The following is a 17,171-nucleotide window of genomic DNA, read 5'->3' as shown; positions in this document are numbered from 1 at the left end:
TTCCAACTTACTTCTGGGTTCCAAACTCAGGAAGTTTAAGCAGATTGTGAACTTCTTGGTCGGCAGTGCGGATGCGCTGCACGGTGGCTGTGTCGAAGAGGTTTTCGAAGCGTCCTCCGGGGAGGAAATCTTCAGTTAAGTAGGTGGTGTAATCGTGCAGTGGGAAGCCATTGTAAGAGCGTCCGTTTGGCACTTTCGCCACCCAAGTTGGGTGTGCTTTCACCATAGTGATGATGGTTTTTTCACCGGGGAGTTTAGAGAGACCGACCTCGGTAATAACCCCGCGCTCTGTCCAAATATTATCCACGGTTTCAAGGCGTTGATCTGAAATCAAGTTGCCCATCGAATAAATAATGAACTTTTCTGCACCGTCTTTCACAACTTTTTCAGTCGGTTGAATAACATGCGGATGCCCACCAAAAATGACATCTGCTCCCCACTCAATCATCTGATGGTAGAGCTCCACTTTTTCTGGAACGGGTTCTAAAGCATATTCCACACCCATCTGGGGAAATACTACTGTCACATCAGCTTCAGCTTCAGCCTTTTCCAACGTCGCTTTCACAGTTTCTGGATCCAGATCAGCCATGTGCGTAGCATACTCGTCAGCTGAAAGATTTTGTTCTAAACCGTTAAAGCCGTAGGCAAAACCAACCACCGCGATCTTAATGCCATTAATTTCTTTAATCAAGATAGGTTCATCTTTAGAGGCTCGCACGCCAAAGGTACTTACCCCAACATTTTCAAAAGTCTGCTTCGTAGAAAGCAACCCCGGAATACCCATGTCCAGAATATGGTTGTGTGCTAAATCCACAGCATCAAACCCAGCGTCTTTAATGGCGTTAGCAGTTTCTGGAGGCGCGTTAAAAAGTGGATAACCGCTCAGTGGACGGTCTGGGCGAATCGTACCTTCAAAGTCCCCTAACGCTAGATCCACTCTACTAATCAAGTCTTTAATACCAGTGAAGTTAATAGTGAAGTCGTAACCATTACCAGTATTTGCAGCCCAGTAGAGAGTATCGTGGTAAAGCATATCGCCACTGCCAGTAATAGTAGCCGTCATTGGCTCTGGCTGAGGGGCTTCTTTTTCGACGGGTTTTTCCGTAGTTTTAACTGGCTTCTTCTCTACGATTGGGGGAACAGGTTCTTGGAAACATCCGGAAAGGGTGCTGGCGAGCACTCCAATGGTGAGGAAAGAAATCAGTTTTTTCACGTTGACCTCATTGTTAGCTGGCGTTTCATTTTTATACGCTAACTAACATTCTAGCACTGCGATATTGGGCGAGATTCAGCGCACCGCCCTCGGGAAAAGAAAACTGCCCCTGGATAAATCCAGGGGCAGCTCACTTAGCGAAAGCTACGTATCATTCCCATTCAATGGTTGCTGGTGGCTTGGAAGTAACGTCCAAAACCACGCGGTTTACATCTTCAACAGAGTTGGTGATGCGAGTGGAAATGCGTGCCAGCACGTCGTAAGGCAGGCGAGTCCAGTCAGCGGTCATAGCGTCTTCGGAAGACACTGGGCGCAGCACGATTGGGTGACCGTAGGTACGGCCGTCGCCCTGCACGCCAACGGAACGAACATCTGCTAATAAAACTACTGGGCACTGCCAGATGGTTTCATCTAAGCCAGCTGCGGTAAGTTCTTCACGCGCAATCAAATCAGCTGCACGTAGGATATCCAGGCGTTCCTTAGTGACTTCACCAATAATGCGGATGCCTAAACCTGGACCTGGGAATGGTTGGCGGGCAACAATCTTTTCTGGAACTCCCAGTTCACGACCGATAGCGCGAACTTCATCCTTAAACAAGGTACGCAGTGGTTCAACTAAATCAAACTTAAGGTCTTCTGGCAGACCACCTACGTTGTGATGGGACTTAATGTTTGCTGCGCCTTCACCACCACCAGATTCGACTACGTCCGGGTATAGAGTGCCCTGTACGAGGAACTTGATTTCTGCGCCAGTTGCGCCGACTTCTTCAATTACGCGGCGTTGAGCTGCTTCAAAAGAACGGATGAATTCGCGACCGATAATCTTACGCTTTTCTTCTGGTTCAGAAACACCTGCGAGGGCGGTGAGGAATCGTTCAGATTCATCGACAGTGATTACGCGGATGCCCATGCCTTTTGCGTAGTCTTCTTCAACCTGTTCACGTTCGCCTGCGCGCAGCAGACCGTGGTCTACGAAAATACAGGTGAGCTGATCGCCAACTGCCTTGTGTACCAGTGCAGCCGCTACAGATGAATCAACCCCGCCGGAAAGAGCACAAATTACGTGAGCTTCGCCGACTTGTTCGCGAATACGCGCAACCTGTTCATCGATGATAGATCCAGGAGTCCAAGTTGGTTCCAGACCAGCACCGTTGTAAAGGAAGTTTTCCAACGCGTTTTGACCAAATTCAGAGTGCATTACTTCTGGGTGCCACTGCAGACCAAAGAGGCGACGTTCAGTGTCTTCAAATGCTGCTACTGGGGTTTCTGCGGTGGATGCGGTTACGGTGAAACCTACTGGTGCAGCTTGCACTGCGTCACCGTGGCTCATCCATACTGCCTGATCCAGTGGGGTGCCGCTGAACAGGCAGGATTCTCCATCCACCTGAGCTGGGGTGTGACCGTATTCGCGGGTGCCGGTACGTCCAACGGTGCCACCCAGGGCATGTGCCATGGTTTGAAAACCGTAGCAGATACCTAGAACTGGCAGACCGGTATTGAAGATTGCTGGGTCAATGGATGGTGCGCCTTCTTCGTAGACTGAGGATGGACCACCGGAGAGGATAATCGCTACAGGTTCTTTAGCCAGCATTTTTTCAACTGGCATGGTGTGTGGAACGATTTCCGAATAAATTTTGGCTTCGCGGACGCGACGAGCGATTAGCTGCGCGTACTGGGCGCCAAAATCAACAACGAGTACTGGGCGAACGTTAGTGTCGTTCATTGGAGCTTCTACATTATTCACAATGCTACTCTATCCTAGGTGTCACTCTGCTTGCCAGGTCTTCCATAAGCTAGCGTATTCGCCTCCGAGTTCTACTAGCTCATCGTGGGTGCCAAGTTCCGCGATTTGCCCGTCAACCATTACTGCTACGCGGTCTGCGTCATGGGCGGTGTAAAGACGGTGTGCGATAGCAATCACAGTGCGTCCGTGCATAACTTTCGCGAGGGAACGTTCCAAGGAACGCGCGGCAGTGGGGTCCATCATGGAAGTTGCTTCGTCTAATACCAGGGTGTGTGGGTCAAGCAAAACTATGCGAGCCAGCGCTAGTTGCTGTTCCTGACCTGGATTCAGGCGGGTGCGGCCGGATCCAACTTCCGTATCGATACCATTTTCGAGGGCGTTCACCCATGAACTTGCTTCAACAGCGTCAAGGGCTTCCCAAAGTTGCGCTTCAGTTGCTTCTGGTGCAGCTAAAAGCAGGTTGGAACGAATGGTGCCGACGAACATGTGGTGTTCTTGGGATACTAACGCCACATGACGGTGCAGTTCAGCTTCGTTGAGGTTTACTAGTGGTACTCCCCCAACGGTGAGTTCACCGGAGCCTGGAGTATGCACACCGGCGATTAAGCGGCCGAAAGTGGATTTGCCAGCACCTGATGGACCGACGATTGCCAGGGTTTCCCCTGGTTTAATGTCGAGGCTAACGTCGTGTAAGACTTCTATTCCCTCTCTATAAGAGAATGAAACATTACGCGAGACAATGCTTTCTCCCCGTGGTTTTTCCCCGGTTGGGTGACGGTCTGGTTCAACGTCTTCGATACCGAAAATACGTCCCAAAGAAACGTTTACGGTCTGCATGGAGTCAATCCAGAAGGAAAGTTCGTAGAGGGGTTCCTGTAGGTCTACTGTGTAGAAGGCGACTGTGGTGATTGCACCCAGGGTAACTAAATCGTACTGGTAGAGCCAAGCACCTACTAATACTACGAATAGGGTTGGGATCGACAGCATAGAGTTCATAAGTGCCACTAACCAGGTGCGTAGGTATGCGGCGTAGCGTTCAATGAGGATCATGCCGTTTACTTCCCGGTCGTAACCGGCATTACGGGGACCACTCATTGAGAAAGCGTCGATGGTACGGGCTTGTTCAGTGGTTTCAGAAACGTAGCCGTTGAGGCGCGCCCACTGCGCGTTCATTGTGCGGTAAGCGGGGGTGGCGTGCACCAGGTAGCGTTTCAGAGCTACCCCTACCACTGGGAGCAAAATCATAGAGACGATTGCTAGCTGCCACGAAGCTGCGAATGCAAAACCGTAGGTGAGGATCACGGTTAGCACTGCGGTGATGAACTGGGAGATACCTTGGTTGACTACGAAACGCACGTTTTCGATATCGGTGGTGGTACGTCCCAGCAGGTCACCGGTACCTGCAGATTCGATGGTTGATTGCGGGATAGAAAGTACGCCGCGTACAAGTTTTGCCCGTAGGCGGGCGAATACTTTTTCAGAAAGTACGCGGGAGACGTATTCAGAAAAGAAGTTTACTACCGATTGAAAGATAAGTAGCGCGATGATAATGCCCAGGTACCAGATGACTACGTCACGGGTGGTACCTTCATCAATCATGTCTACCACATCGCCGATAATCCAAGGTACGGCAACCGTGCAGGCCACGACAATGACCTGCAGGATAACTGCCAGGGTTAGTTGTCCTTTGAATTCACCCAGCAGGTTCACGAAGCGTCGCTGGGAGATACGGGTTTGTGAGATTGGTAGTTTCATGCTTCACCCCCGGTGGTACGAGAAACGATGTGCTGGTAGGCGTGGGCTGAGTTGGATTCTGCTTGGCTGAGCTCAGCGTGGGTGCCACGAGCGATTTCTTTTCCGTCGACTCCCATGACGATTACTTCGTCACAGTGTTCCAGGATTAGTGGTGAGGTGGTGACTACCAGGGTGGTTTGCCCGTTGCGTGCTTTCGCTAGGTTTTTGGCAATGCGGTTTTCCGTGTGGGAATCAACTGAGGAAGTTGGCTCTACGAGGATAAGCACATCGGGGTTGGCAAAGAGGGCGCGCGCCAGGCAAATACGCTGTTTTTGACCGCCGGAAAGGGAGCGTCCTTTTTCACTAATGAGTCCGTCGAGCTGTCCGGGGAGGGCTTCCATAATGTCAGTGGCATCAGCATTATGAATGGCTGCAAGTACCTGCGGGTCGGCTTCAGATTCCCAGATGGGAGCGGTGAAGATTTCTTCGCGGGAAGCATTTTCGATTACTTCTGCGTAGATCATTTCTTTAAGGTTTGGGGTTGGCCAGTGACGCCATTGGGAGCCCATTACGTTGTCACGCAGAGTACCGGCGAACAGGTGATAATCCGTAGAAGATAGGATCACGTGTTTACGTAGGTGGTTGAGGTCCAGTTTGCGCGCGTCGGTGGCGCCGTACCGGATTTCGTGGGTGTCGTCCATCCGGCCTAGGCGGGTGGCGAGGCTAGCTGCGTCTTCTGGTTCTGCACTGACGAGGGCGGTCAGTAAACCACTTTTCACGGTGATTCCACTGTTTACGTCGGTGAGGTCTGCGGTGGCGTAGTTTACGGTGGAGCCGTCGGCAAGTTTTGCGTTTACGACACCAGGAACAGCAAAGATGGAAGCGATTTTCTTAACGCCTACCCACGCGCGAGTGCCGGCTTGGATCACCCAGGTTAATGCGGTGATGGGAGCATCCAGGTATTCGGTGTAAGCGTAGAAGGCTAGTAGTTGTCCGACGGTGATGTCACCGTCGAATACCAACAGTGCGGCGTATCCTACGACGAAAGCCACGAAGATGGATGGGAGAGAAGTTTCAAAAGTGGTTAGCAGGGACTGCGGTACTGCTACTTGGAAGCCTTTTTCTGCGACTTCTTGGTTTTTTTCTTCGAACTGGCGCATGAATTGATCTTCGCCACCCATGCCACGCAGGACGCGCAAACCAGTTACTGCGTCGGTTGAAAGGGTGGTGAGTTCACCTTGGGCTTGACGTTGCAGACCTTGTTTTTCTTGGAGTGGTTTGATTACTAAAGAGGTGATTAAACCGATGATTGGCATACCGATAATCACCATCAGTCCCAGAGTGACGTCCACTTCAAGCATCAGGTAAGCCACAACAACGGTAGCTACGGAAGCAGAAATGATTTCCATCATTTCCCACTGGGTGGAGCCAACATAGTCTACGTCGGCGGTTGCAGAAGCAACGACATCACCCGTTTCTTTTTTAGAGTGAATAGAGATACCCCGTTTTGCTACGCGGTGAGACAAGGAACGCGCCACGGTTGCGGTCCCAGAGAACCAGGTGGCGATACCAAACATTTGCCCTAATGAGCTGGTGATAGCAGCAATGAGAATCAGGGCTAGTACGTATAAGGATGGCCAAATAAGATAGGTGCCGAAGCCTCCTTCTACGCCAGAGTCCACCAGGTTGCCAACTGCTTCGGCACTGAAAATTGAGGCAACGTTAGCGATAATCGCAATGAGCGAGCCAATGATAATGTATAGCCAGTTTCGTTTGAGAACAAAAGCGGCGAGTGGCCCGGGTTTACTGGGAAGTACGTCAGCTTCACCTTCGAGAATCCGCAATGGTTTGTATCGGTAGTTTGGTTCGCGAGCAATTGGTGGTAACACTACATTCTGCTCATGCGCACGCTTACGCAAGTTTTCTTCCATTTGCTGGGCCGTGTATGGCACGCTGGGCGTGTGTTTATCTACCGTGCTTTGCATTTGAGTTCCATTTGCTTCCTGGCTTTCACGCGCGGATTCAAAGGTTTCAGCTTCCAATATCCCTCCCCTTCACAGTGAGTTTATTTAGTTTTGTTAGTGTTGGGGATTTTTCCCAACGGTATATAACTATAGGGTATTTGTCTGCCTTCTAATAGGTCTATCCACCTACCGGCGTAGACCTACTGATGTTGCCAGGTGTGCCAGAGGCTGGCGTATTCTCCATCCTGTTCTACTAGTTCAGTGTGTGAGCCCAGTTCTGTAATCTGACCGTCAATCATTACTGCGATTCGATCCGCGTCGTGAGAGGTGTAGAGACGATGGGCGATAGAAATTACGGTGCGTCCCGCTAGCACAGATCGCATGGACCGTTCCAGATTCCGCGCGACAGTTGGGTCAATTAGTGAGGTCGCTTCATCCAACACCAGAGTGTGAGGATTAAGTAAGATGATGCGCGCTAAAGAAAGCTGCTGTGCTTGTGGGGCGGAAAGTTCGTACTCTCCGGCTCCCAGTTTAGTATCTAACCCGTTTTCTAAAGCAGTTACCCACTGGGTTGCTCCGACTGCTTGCAGAGCCTCGTGAATCTGCGTATCAGTTGCATCCGCGCATGCTAAAGTCAAGTTTTCGCGTAAGGTTCCTAAGAAAACATGATGTTCTTGGGTAACTAGCACTACTTCGTTACGCAATATTGCTTCCGGAATCTGTGTCAGAGGTACCCCGTTTAGGGTGACTTCGCCAACGGTCGGTGAGTTAATTCCCGCAAGCAAACGCCCTAAAGTGGATTTACCGGCACCGGAAGGTCCGACGATTGCCAGGGTTTCGCCAGGTTTAATGTCTAGGGATACTGAACGCAGAACCGGCTTTCCGGGGCGGTATTCAAACGAAACATTCGCTACGCTTAACTGGCTTGAGTTACCGGCGTCCTCTGCTGTTTCAGATTCCACGGTTACTTCAGTCGTGACGTCCTCGGGAACTGCCAAGCCAACCCCGAAGATACGACGCAATGCCACTGTCGTCACCTGCGCAACGTCAACCAACCAGCTCATCCGATCCAAAGGAGTACGCAACTGCAGAATGTATAGGCTGACCGCAGTAACTGCACCGACGCTGAGCCAGCCTTCACCGACTAGGTAAACGCCCACCAAAATCACCAGCAACAATGGCATCAACGCCAGCCAGTAGCTGTAGCGGAACAACCACGAACGCAGCAGGGACGTATAGCGATCCGAAGCTAGCGTCCCATTCAAATCGTGCAGGTAGCTGTGTTTTTCAGCGTTTTGGAGGCTGAATGCTTCTACTGTGACGGCTTGGTCTAAAACCTCAACGTAGTGGGCATCAAGTTTGGCAGAATTACTTGCCTCAATTCGGTAGGCAGGTACTGCCCGGTCTAAATACCACTTCACCATCAGCGCATACACCGGTAAAAATGCCAGTACTATCAGCCCGAGTTGCCATGAGGTTACGAAAATCGCCGTGTAGATGAAAATCACCTGCAGGGTACTGACAACAAATGTGGAAGCCCCCATGTGCAGCATGTAGCGCACGGAGTTTAAGTCGTGGGTTCCACGCGCGATGATATCGCCTGAACCAGCTGATTCCAGGGTGGATAGTGGCACTTTCAGGTAGTCGTCGATGAGGTTAGCGCGGATATTGCCAAAGATTTTTTCTGAAAATACGGTGGCGTAGTATTCGCCAAAGTAGGTAACGACGGCACTGAGAATCACCAGGGTTAGCAACCCACCTAGGAACAGGTACACGGTTTGTAAGGTGGTTCCGGTGGTGATTAAGTCTAAGAGTTTGCCTACCACCCACGGGATGGCAACGCTGAAAATTACTGCGGTGATTTCCAGTGCGAATGCCAGGTAAAAGGTGGAGCGGTGGGTTTTGGTGAGTTTCCAGGCTTTGTTCCAGCCTTGGGCGGAAGTAGTCAGCGGTAGTTTCATTTTTTGACTCCTTCTGCTTCCTGGTCGTTGTCGGTGCCGGTTGCACGTGAGACGACTTGGCGATAGGCACGTCCTGCTTCGCTGGTGTCTGCCAGTAGTTGCGCGTGGGTTCCAGCCCCGATTGCAGTTGGCAAGGTTTCCCGAGTTTCTTTTTCGAGGGCGCTATACACCACTACCCGATCACAGATTTCGAGTACCAGTGGAGATGAAGTAACGATTATCGTGGTTTTGCCCTGGCGGTAGTCGCGGAGGTTTTTCGCAATGCGACTTTCCGTATGTGAATCCACTGCTGAGGTGGGCTCAATTAGGATTAGTACATCTGGGTTGGCGTACAGGGCTCGGGCTAAAGCAATGCGCTGGCGTTGTCCGCCGGATACTGAACGACCTTTTTCAGTGATTAACCCGTCCAAGCCCCCGGGTAAGCCGGTGAGGATGTCCATAGCATCAGCGGCTTTCAGGGCTTCTACTAACTGTGGGTCTGCGTCATCCGGCCAAGGGTAGGCTTGATAGTTTTCTTCGCGGATTTCTAACTCTAAGTTCTCACGCAGAATGTCTTCTTTAACGTCGCGAGCTGGCCAGACTCGTTTACTGGCTCCGGCAACGTTATCACGTAAGGTTCCGGCGAATAGGTGGTTTGTAGCTACAGAGGTAATTAGGTGTGCACGGACCTTTTCGATGGGGATTTCTACCAGTCGTTGTTCACCTATGTAAATAGTTTCGCAGGTGTTTAGTCTTCCTAAACTTTCGGCAAGTAAGGCAGTTTGGGTTGGATCTGGGCTGACCAGCGCGGTGATTTCACCGGGGTTAATAACTGTTCTGCCCGTTTTTTCTGTCAAAGGTACCTGTTGCCAGTCGAAATCGCCGTTTTCTGGTTTGGCTTCTGCGTCGCTGATTACGTCTGGCACAGAAGCGATTTTGGCGAACTTGTCTAGGGAAACTCGAGCCCGTGTAAAAGAAGTAATAAACCAGCTGAAAGTGCGCATCGGTTGGGATAGGTACATGGCGTAACCGTAGAAAGCCAATAGTTGTCCAGCTGTTAGCTCTCCTGAGAAAACTAATAGCGCACCGTAACCAATAATGACGACAGTTAGTAATGCCGGTAGGGTTTGTTCAGTTACCCGCATCCAGGCAGAGGGTTTCGCAACCTGCACCCCAGCTTCAGTCACTACCGCATTTTGCGCGACATAGGTTTTCTTAAACTGGGTTTCCCCGCCAATCCCACGCAGGACTCGTAATCCTGAGAGCATATCGGTGGTTAAAGCTGATAACTCACCCTGGGCTTTACGCTGTTCGCTTTGTTTCGCATAGAACTTCGGCACAATGAAACTCAGCGTTCCCAGCATAATCGGCATGCCAATAAGCACTACCAATGCCAGGGGCACGGAAGTCGAAAACATCAGGTAAGCGATGAAACCAATACCAGAAACCGCCCCTACAAAGCTTGCAAACTGCGCCTGCAGGTTACCGATGTAAAAAGTGTCGGAACTAAGGGTGGTGAGAGTTTCCCCGGTAGTTAAGTTTTCTTTAGTGCTTAAAGCGCGTCTGATGGTATGTGAAAACAGGAAGTAAGAGGAGTTGATGTAGCCAGATTGCCACAGAGCAGATTCAAAAATAGCCTGGAGTGCTAAAAGCACGCCGATTAGGAAAATAATTAGCCCTAACCACCCCAGTGACCAGTAAAGGTCTGGATAGGTAGCCAGTCCCTTAGTAATAGCCGTGCCCACGTCCAGGGCCTCACCGGCAGCTTTAGAAACTAGGGGCATGAGGATGGCTGAACCAATGCTTAAAGCAATGACAATCACCAGGGGAATCCAGTTATGCTTTGCTAAAACGCACAGGTTAGCCCACTTTTTAGCACTAAATTTCTTAGCGGGATAATCTACCGGGTTAAGTCCGGGGATAGAGATATCTGGATAGTCTTTTACCGGCGGTAAGGTCACTTGCTCAGCCTGAGCGCGAGCTTCAACGTCGGCAATGCGTTGTTCCAAACTAACCGGGTTACTCACCTAAAACCCCTACTTTTACCATGCTTTTACCTTAGAGTCTTACTGTAGCACTAAAAAGAACGCCCTCGGAACTAAAAATGTCTATCTTCTCATGCTTTATTCCCCGCCAAGCCCAGATTTTTTCCCTGATAATAGGAAGGTAGGATTCTTTTAAACGAACTCTTTAACTAATGTTAGGAAAGGAAACTCCTCCAATGACGGAGCTGCTCTTTTTAACTGCTTCTGAAAACATCTCCGGTGGCGTAGAAACCGTACGTCAGGCACTGGAAACCCTGCGCGCCAACTACGGCAAAGTCGGAGTCTTCCGCCCATTCATCAACGCCCACCCAGAGCAAGACCCAATCCTGACTGAATTCGGTGGCGACTGGGGCACCACCCGCTCCCACATCGTCGCAAACGAAACCGCAGCCATGAACCAGGTAATCTCCAAGTTCACTGCTTTCAACCACGACTTCGACGCAGTCCTCATCGTTGGCCTCATCGACGGTGACCTCATCAACCCAGGTGAACTCACCCGCGCCGGCCGCACTGCCATCAACCTCGGCGCAACCGTAGCCCTGCTCGTAGACTCCGCAGTCCGTACCCCAGAACGACTGGCAGACTACTGCAAGTTAGCTGTTAATGAACTAAACAGCGTACACGCCCCAGTTTCAGCACTAATTGTCCTTAACCCAACTGAAGGTGCCCGCGTAGCCATCTCTAAGCACCTGGGTGACATGCGCGTAATCACCGAACTAAACGACTACGCTCTGATTGAAGCAACCGCTGAAAAAACTCACGTCGTAACTCCTTTAATGTTCGAAAACGCTTTAAAGGATCGTGCTCGCGCGCAGAAACGCCGCATCGTCCTACCAGAATCCGAAGATGATCGCGTACTCAAAGCGGCAGCTATTATCCTCGAAGCAGACGTAGCTGACATTATCCTGCTCGGTGAAACTGGTGAAGTATTCGCCCGCGCAGAAGCACTCGGCCTGGACCTGTCCAAGGCAACCGTAGTTTCCGTAAACGACCCAGCCTACCGCGAACGCTACGTCGCAGAATTCGTGCGCCTGCGCGAAAAGAAGGGCGTAACCGTTGAACAGGCTGAAGCTAAGATGAGCGATGTCTCTTACTTCGGCACTATGATGGTTCACCTCGGTGACGCAGACGGCATGGTATCCGGCGCCTCCCACACCACCGCAGAAACCATCGTCCCATCCTTCCAGATCATCAAGACCAAGCCAGGAACCTCCATTGTTTCTTCTGTTTTCTTAATGCTAATGGAAGACCGCGTACTAGTTTTTGGTGACTGCGCAGTTAATCCTAACCCAACTCCAGAACAGCTAGCAGATATTGCGATTTCTTCTGCAGAAACCGCAGTGGCTTTTGGAGTTGATCCACGGATTGCACTGATTTCCTACTCCACCGGCGCGTCTGGTTCCGGCCCAGATGTAGAAGCCGTTATTGAAGCTACCCGCATTGCTCGTGAAAAACGCCCAGACCTGGCATTGGAGGGTCCTATCCAGTTCGACGCCTCTGTGGATGCTGCTGTTGCGAAAGCAAAACTACCTGACTCTGAAGTTGCCGGTCGCGCAACCGTATTCGTATTCCCAGACCTCAACACTGGCAACACCACCTACAAGGCAGTACAGCGTTCCGCTGGTGCCGTCGCAGTTGGTCCAGTACTGCAGGGTCTGAACAAGCCAGTAAACGACCTGTCCCGTGGCGCGTTAGTAGAAGATATTGTAAACACCATCGCTATCACCGCCGTTCAAGCACAGAACTGACTCTCACACTCAAAAGGATTTATCCGAGGACGTTTTCCCAAACCCAACATTTCAATCTGAAAAGGTAAGTGTGGGCGGGCGTCCTCGGAAAATAAAGAAAATATCGAAAGGCACATTCGTGACTGTTCTAGTTATTAACTCCGGTTCCTCTTCCCTGAAGTACCAGCTGGTAAACCCAGAAAACGGTGCAGCCATCGCCTCTGGCCTGGTAGAACGCATTGGTGAAGAAATCGCTTTCATCAAGCACGCATACGGTGAGCAAGAAGTAAAACTGGAAACCCCAGTAGCCGACCATTCAGTTGCTCTTGCAAAAGTTCTGGAACTCTTCGACCAGGTTGGTCCAGCACTGTCTGAAGCAGGAATCGTAGCTGTCGGTCACCGCGTCGTCCAGGGTGGTTCCTACTTCTCCGGCCCAGCGATTATCACCGACGAAGTTCGCGACCTCATTGAAGGCTTCGCTCCCCTGGCACCACTACACAACCCAGCACACCTTAAAGGCATTGACGTTGCACGCGAACTCATGGATGTCCCTCACGTAGCCGTTTTCGACACCGCATTCTTCCAGTCATTGCCAGCTGAAGCCGCAACCTACGCGTTAGATAAGGAAGTTGCTGCGAAATACTCTATTCGCCGCTACGGTGCACACGGCACCTCCCACCAGTATGTTTCCGGTAAGGTAACTGAATTCCTAGGCGATTCAGAACTAAAGCAGATTGTTCTGCATCTAGGTAACGGCGCGTCAGCTTCCGCAGTTAAAAACGGTCACGCTGTTGATACCTCCATGGGCCTTACCCCGCTGGAAGGTCTGGTAATGGGTACTCGTACTGGTGACATCGACCCAGCTGCAGTATTCCATCTGTCTCGCGTGGGTGGCATGAGCACTGACGAAATTGACACTTTATTTAACAAGCAGTCAGGCCTTAAAGGACTTACAGGTGACAACGACATGCGCGCAATCCGTGACCGCGCAACCGCAGGAGACGCGGAAGCCCGCGCCGCCCTGGATGTTGTTGTCCACCGTCTAATTAAGTATGTGGGTGCTTACACTGCGGTATTGGGTGGTTTGGATACTCTAACCTTCACTGCAGGCATCGGCGAAAATGACCCTGACCTCCGCGCTGAAGTTTGTGAACGTCTTGCTTTCATGGGAATAAAGTTGGATTTGGAAAAGAACGCAGTTCGTTCTAAAGAACCACGCGTAATCTCCACTGAAAATTCCGCAATCAAGGTTCTGGTAGTTCCAACCAACGAAGAACTAGCTATCGCACAGCAAGCAATGAGCCTGATCTGAACCTAATAGTTCAGGTGGGGAGGTTTCCTTCGAGAAACCTCCCCTTTCTGTTTGTGCGTGGAGTTCGGGGAGCCCGTGGATTCTAGTGTCCGGAGGCTTGGGGAGGAAGCGACTGGTTTGCCAATGAGCCGTGCGCATCCACCTCCAAAAACTCACATGCGAACACGAACTCCCATATGACTATTGCCCACCAACCACCCAAAAACTCATATGCAAGTGAGCTCTCGGACGCAGACAAAACGCCGGAACTGTAACTCGCACGTTCGGACGGTACTGCCAACCCAAGATATACTTTAACTAGCATTAAAAATCAACAACTATAAGCAAAACTCGGCTTCGACGCTGAGCGGAAATCAGGTAACCATGAACTTTTACAGCCTCTACGACCAAGGTTTTGCCCGCGTCGCAGCCGTCACCCTCCCAGTAGCTTTAGCCGACCCAGCCACTAACGCTCGCCGCATCATTGAAGCCGCCACCGAAGCCCACAACCAAGGTTGCTCACTGGTAGTTTTCCCAGAACTTTCCCTCACCGGCTACACTGCGGAAGACCTGTTCCTCTCTGACGTCATGTATGACGAAGTGATTAAAGCTCTGCAAGAAATCAAAGAAGCCTCTAAAGAGCTCACTCCTCTAATTCTGGTGGGTTCCCCACTTCGTCACGCTGCGAACCTCTATAACACGGCGATTGCCATTCACAAGGGACACTTCCTGGCAGTAAAGCCAAAGCTACATATTCCAAACTACGGCGAATTCTACGAGGTTCGTTGGTTTGCCCAGATTTCTGCCTGGCAGGTACCTGCCGAGTTTAAGATCGGCAAAGACGTAGTTCCAGGTTTTGCCTGCCCAGCCCTGCAGGCAACTGATCTGCCAGCTTTCGTAGTAGCACCTGAAATCTGTGAAGAACTGTGGGTAACTTCCCCAGTTTCCGCTGATGCCTCTGCTTGCGGCGCCACGATTATTGCTAACTTGTCTTCTTCCCCAGTCACGGTTGGACGTGCGCGTGACCGTCGTCTGATGTGCCAGTCAGCCTCTCACCGCGGGGCTTGCGCCTACATTTATACTTCCTCTGGCGAAGGTGAATCCACGAATGATTTAGCTTGGGACGGTCAAGCTCTGATTTATGAAGCCGGTGACCTGGTTAAAGAAAATCAGCGTTTCCACCGGGGCCTGCAACTAACTATTGCTGACATTGACTTGGACCGTTTGCGCCACCAGCAGCAGCGCATGAATACGTTCACGCACGTGTCTGCTGAGGACACTCAAGTAATTGAGTTTGAGCTGAACCCTCCACATACAGATTTAGGTCTACAACGGCAGATTCAGCGTTTCCCATACGTTCCAAGTGATCCAGCAACCATGGATGAAGACTGTTTCGAAGCCTACAACATTCAGGTTTCTTCACTGATGCGTCGCTTAGAGTCCATTGGCCCAAACGTTAAACCAGTCCTAGGTGTTTCCGGTGGTTTAGATTCCACCCAGGCACTGTTAGTTTGCGTTGAGGCAATGGACCGGTTAGGACGCCCTCGGGAATATATTCTTACTTTCACCATGCCAGGTTTCGCCACTACGGAACATACGCGTTCAAATGCGCAAGCATTGTCAGAAGCGCTGGGAACCACGTTTGAAACCCTGGATATTCGCCCTGCTGCCACGCAAATGTTGAAAGAAATGGGCCACCCGTTTGGGCGTGGCGAAGAAGTTTATGACGTGACTTTCGAAAACGTGCAGGCTGGTTTGCGCACGGACTTCCTCTTCCGCATTGCGAATGCGCGTGGCGGCATTGTGATTGGCACGGGCGACTTGTCTGAGCTGGCGTTGGGCTGGTGTACTTACGGCGTGGGCGACCACATGTCGCATTATTCAGTGAACCCTGGCGTACCAAAGACGCTTATGCAGCATTTAGTCCGCTGGGTAGTGTCTTCTGGTAAGTTCAATGAGCCAGTGAATGATATTTTGAATTCCATTTTGGATACAGAGATTACTCCTGAGTTAATTCCGTTGAAAGCGGGTGAGGAGCCTCAGTCTACACAATCTTCGATTGGTCCATACAGCCTGCATGATTTCACTCTTTACTACACGCTAAAGTACGGCTACCGGGTGGAAAAGATTGCGTTCCGCGCGTGGCATGCGTGGCGGGACGCAGCTGCGGGCGAATGGCCTTTGGGCTACCCTGAGGGGGACCGCGTTCAGTATGGTTTGGAAGATATCCTCATGTGGCAGCGTTTATTCTTCCGTCGTTTCTTCCAGAATCAGTTTAAGCGCACCGCAGTTCCTAATGGTGTGAAAGTTTTACCTGCGGGTTCACTTTCACCGCGTGGGGATTGGCGTATGCCTTCTGATGCTTTGGCTGACGCATGGCTACGCCGGATTGATGATTTGGGTTTGTCTTTGGGGTTTGAGGTCGTGAAGAAATGAGCGTGTTTGTGCTGGTTCCACTGGTTGCCTTGAGCGTTGTGGCTCCCCTGGTTTTCTTTTGGGTGGCTTTCGTTTGGGGCCGTGGTTTCTTTAAGGTGAATGCGCTGTTTAAGGTGGATGGTCCTTTAACGGAGTTGGATTTTGCTGCGACGCCGTTTCGGTTCTTGTGCCGGGGGCTGGTTCCACAGCAGGTGGCTCCGATTGCGCCGCAACTGCAGATTTTCGTTGGTTTGACAGCGTTTTTCGCGGTTTTGCATGGGGTTATGAGCCTGGTGTTTGGTTTAGTTGCATTACTTTTTAACTATTTTAAGGACGTGGCTGGCTTATTCTTTATGCTTTCTTTTACGGGTGCGATTGTGGTTGCGGGTTTAGCTTTCGTTTCGCGCCGTTTCTTCATTTCCGAGGGCGTTGCACCTAACTCACCGCACTAAACGCAACCTTTAACCGGTTTAAACGCACTAAACGCGACCTCTATCCTTTCTGAGGTCGCGTTTAGTGTACGTGCTGGTATTAACTGCTATCTTAAATCCCTAAACAGTGTGGATTTAACTTTTCACTCTTACTACAGACAACCTGCCGATTGGCCATTGCCCTGATTTTCTACTGCCCTAAGATACAGCACCCAACGGTTCAAAGCCCGTTGGGTTTTAGTCATATTTCCCTCTGATATACTTGGTAGCTCAGTTGCCTTACGGGCTGCTAAGCTGGGAATCAATCTTAATTCCCTCTGATATACTTGGGAAGGTTGGGTGACTGGTGGTCGGTATGCTGGGAATCAGTCTTAATTCCCTCTGATACACTTGGCGAGCTATGGCAAGCCCGCCGCGTAGAGCTGGGAATCAGTCTTAATTCCCTCTGATATACTTGTGGCTCCCCTCAACCTTAAGCTGCTACGGCTGGGAATCAGTCTTAATTCCCTCTGATATACTTGTTCCTCCATGCCTTTTTGCGCGGGCTTGGCTGGGAATCAGTCTTAATTCCCTCTGATATACTTGGGGCTTACCGGCGACGGGCTACCAGGCTGCTGGGAATCAGTCTTAATTCCCTCTGATATACTTGAAACGCAGAATCGAACTT

10 protein-coding genes and 1 CRISPR repeat array (1 of these 11 cut by a window edge) are annotated in these 17,171 nt (G+C 50.9%); of the genes, 4 read left to right on the top strand and 6 right to left on the bottom strand.

All coding sequences use genetic code 11. From position 1 onward, the window contains the following. Positions 1-7: 7 nt before the first annotated feature. From HMPREF0044_RS02320 to HMPREF0044_RS02295, 6 genes are all read right to left on the bottom strand, one after another. Complete coding sequence (locus tag HMPREF0044_RS02320; RefSeq protein ID WP_006546492.1) at positions 8-1,213, bottom strand: CapA family protein; 1,206 nt, start codon at positions 1,211-1,213, stop codon at positions 8-10. Between the two features lie 151 nt (positions 1,214-1,364). Next, positions 1,365-2,936, bottom strand: a complete 1,572-nt coding sequence (gene guaA / locus HMPREF0044_RS02315; protein WP_006546491.1) for a glutamine-hydrolyzing GMP synthase — start codon at positions 2,934-2,936, stop codon at positions 1,365-1,367. A 42-nt stretch (positions 2,937-2,978) separates the two neighbouring features. Further along, entirely contained in the window at positions 2,979-4,712 is a 1,734-nt protein-coding gene (locus tag HMPREF0044_RS02310) for an ABC transporter ATP-binding protein (RefSeq protein ID WP_006546490.1), read from the bottom strand. Continuing rightward, on the bottom strand, positions 4,709-6,733 hold the full coding sequence (locus HMPREF0044_RS02305; RefSeq protein WP_006546489.1) for an ABC transporter ATP-binding protein: 2,025 nt from the start codon (positions 6,731-6,733) through the stop codon (positions 4,709-4,711). Before HMPREF0044_RS02305 ends, HMPREF0044_RS02310 begins: the two co-directional genes overlap by 4 nt. Before the next feature lie 122 nt (positions 6,734-6,855). Next, entirely contained in the window at positions 6,856-8,616 is a 1,761-nt protein-coding gene (locus tag HMPREF0044_RS02300; RefSeq protein WP_006546488.1) for an ABC transporter ATP-binding protein, read from the bottom strand. Further along, the gene (locus tag HMPREF0044_RS02295; RefSeq protein WP_006546487.1) at positions 8,613-10,622 is read right to left on the bottom strand and encodes an ABC transporter ATP-binding protein; all 2,010 of its coding nucleotides are present in this window, start codon (positions 10,620-10,622) and stop codon (positions 8,613-8,615) included. The genes HMPREF0044_RS02300 and HMPREF0044_RS02295 overlap by 4 nt, the downstream gene beginning before the upstream one ends. 194 nt (positions 10,623-10,816) lie before the next feature. Between HMPREF0044_RS02295 and pta the strand changes: the two genes are divergently transcribed. The 4 genes from pta (at position 10,817) to HMPREF0044_RS02275 (ending at position 16,525) form a co-directional block, all read left to right on the top strand. Continuing rightward, positions 10,817-12,388, top strand: a complete 1,572-nt coding sequence (gene pta / locus HMPREF0044_RS02290) for a phosphate acetyltransferase (protein WP_040312829.1) — start codon at positions 10,817-10,819, stop codon at positions 12,386-12,388. A gap of 118 nt (positions 12,389-12,506) precedes the next feature. Beyond that, entirely contained in the window at positions 12,507-13,679 is a 1,173-nt protein-coding gene (locus HMPREF0044_RS02285) for an acetate/propionate family kinase (protein ID WP_040312736.1), read from the top strand. A gap of 363 nt (positions 13,680-14,042) precedes the next feature. Then, complete coding sequence (locus tag HMPREF0044_RS02280; RefSeq protein WP_006546484.1) at positions 14,043-16,094, top strand: NAD(+) synthase; 2,052 nt, start codon at positions 14,043-14,045, stop codon at positions 16,092-16,094. Continuing rightward, entirely contained in the window at positions 16,091-16,525 is a 435-nt protein-coding gene (locus HMPREF0044_RS02275; protein WP_006546483.1) for a hypothetical protein, read from the top strand. The genes HMPREF0044_RS02280 and HMPREF0044_RS02275 overlap by 4 nt, the downstream gene beginning before the upstream one ends. Positions 16,526-16,733: 208 nt before the next feature. Further along, positions 16,734-17,171: a CRISPR direct-repeat array (repeat unit 36 nt; unit sequence GCTGGGAATCAGTCTTAATTCCCTCTGATATACTTG) (it continues 2,096 nt past the right edge of the window).

The sequence above is a fragment of the Gleimia coleocanis DSM 15436 genome (assembly GCF_000159015.1).
Classification (GTDB): domain Bacteria; phylum Actinomycetota; class Actinomycetes; order Actinomycetales; family Actinomycetaceae; genus Gleimia; species Gleimia coleocanis.
The sequence above is the reverse complement of the archived record's forward strand: the minus strand, read 5'-3'. Positions and strand labels throughout refer to the sequence as shown.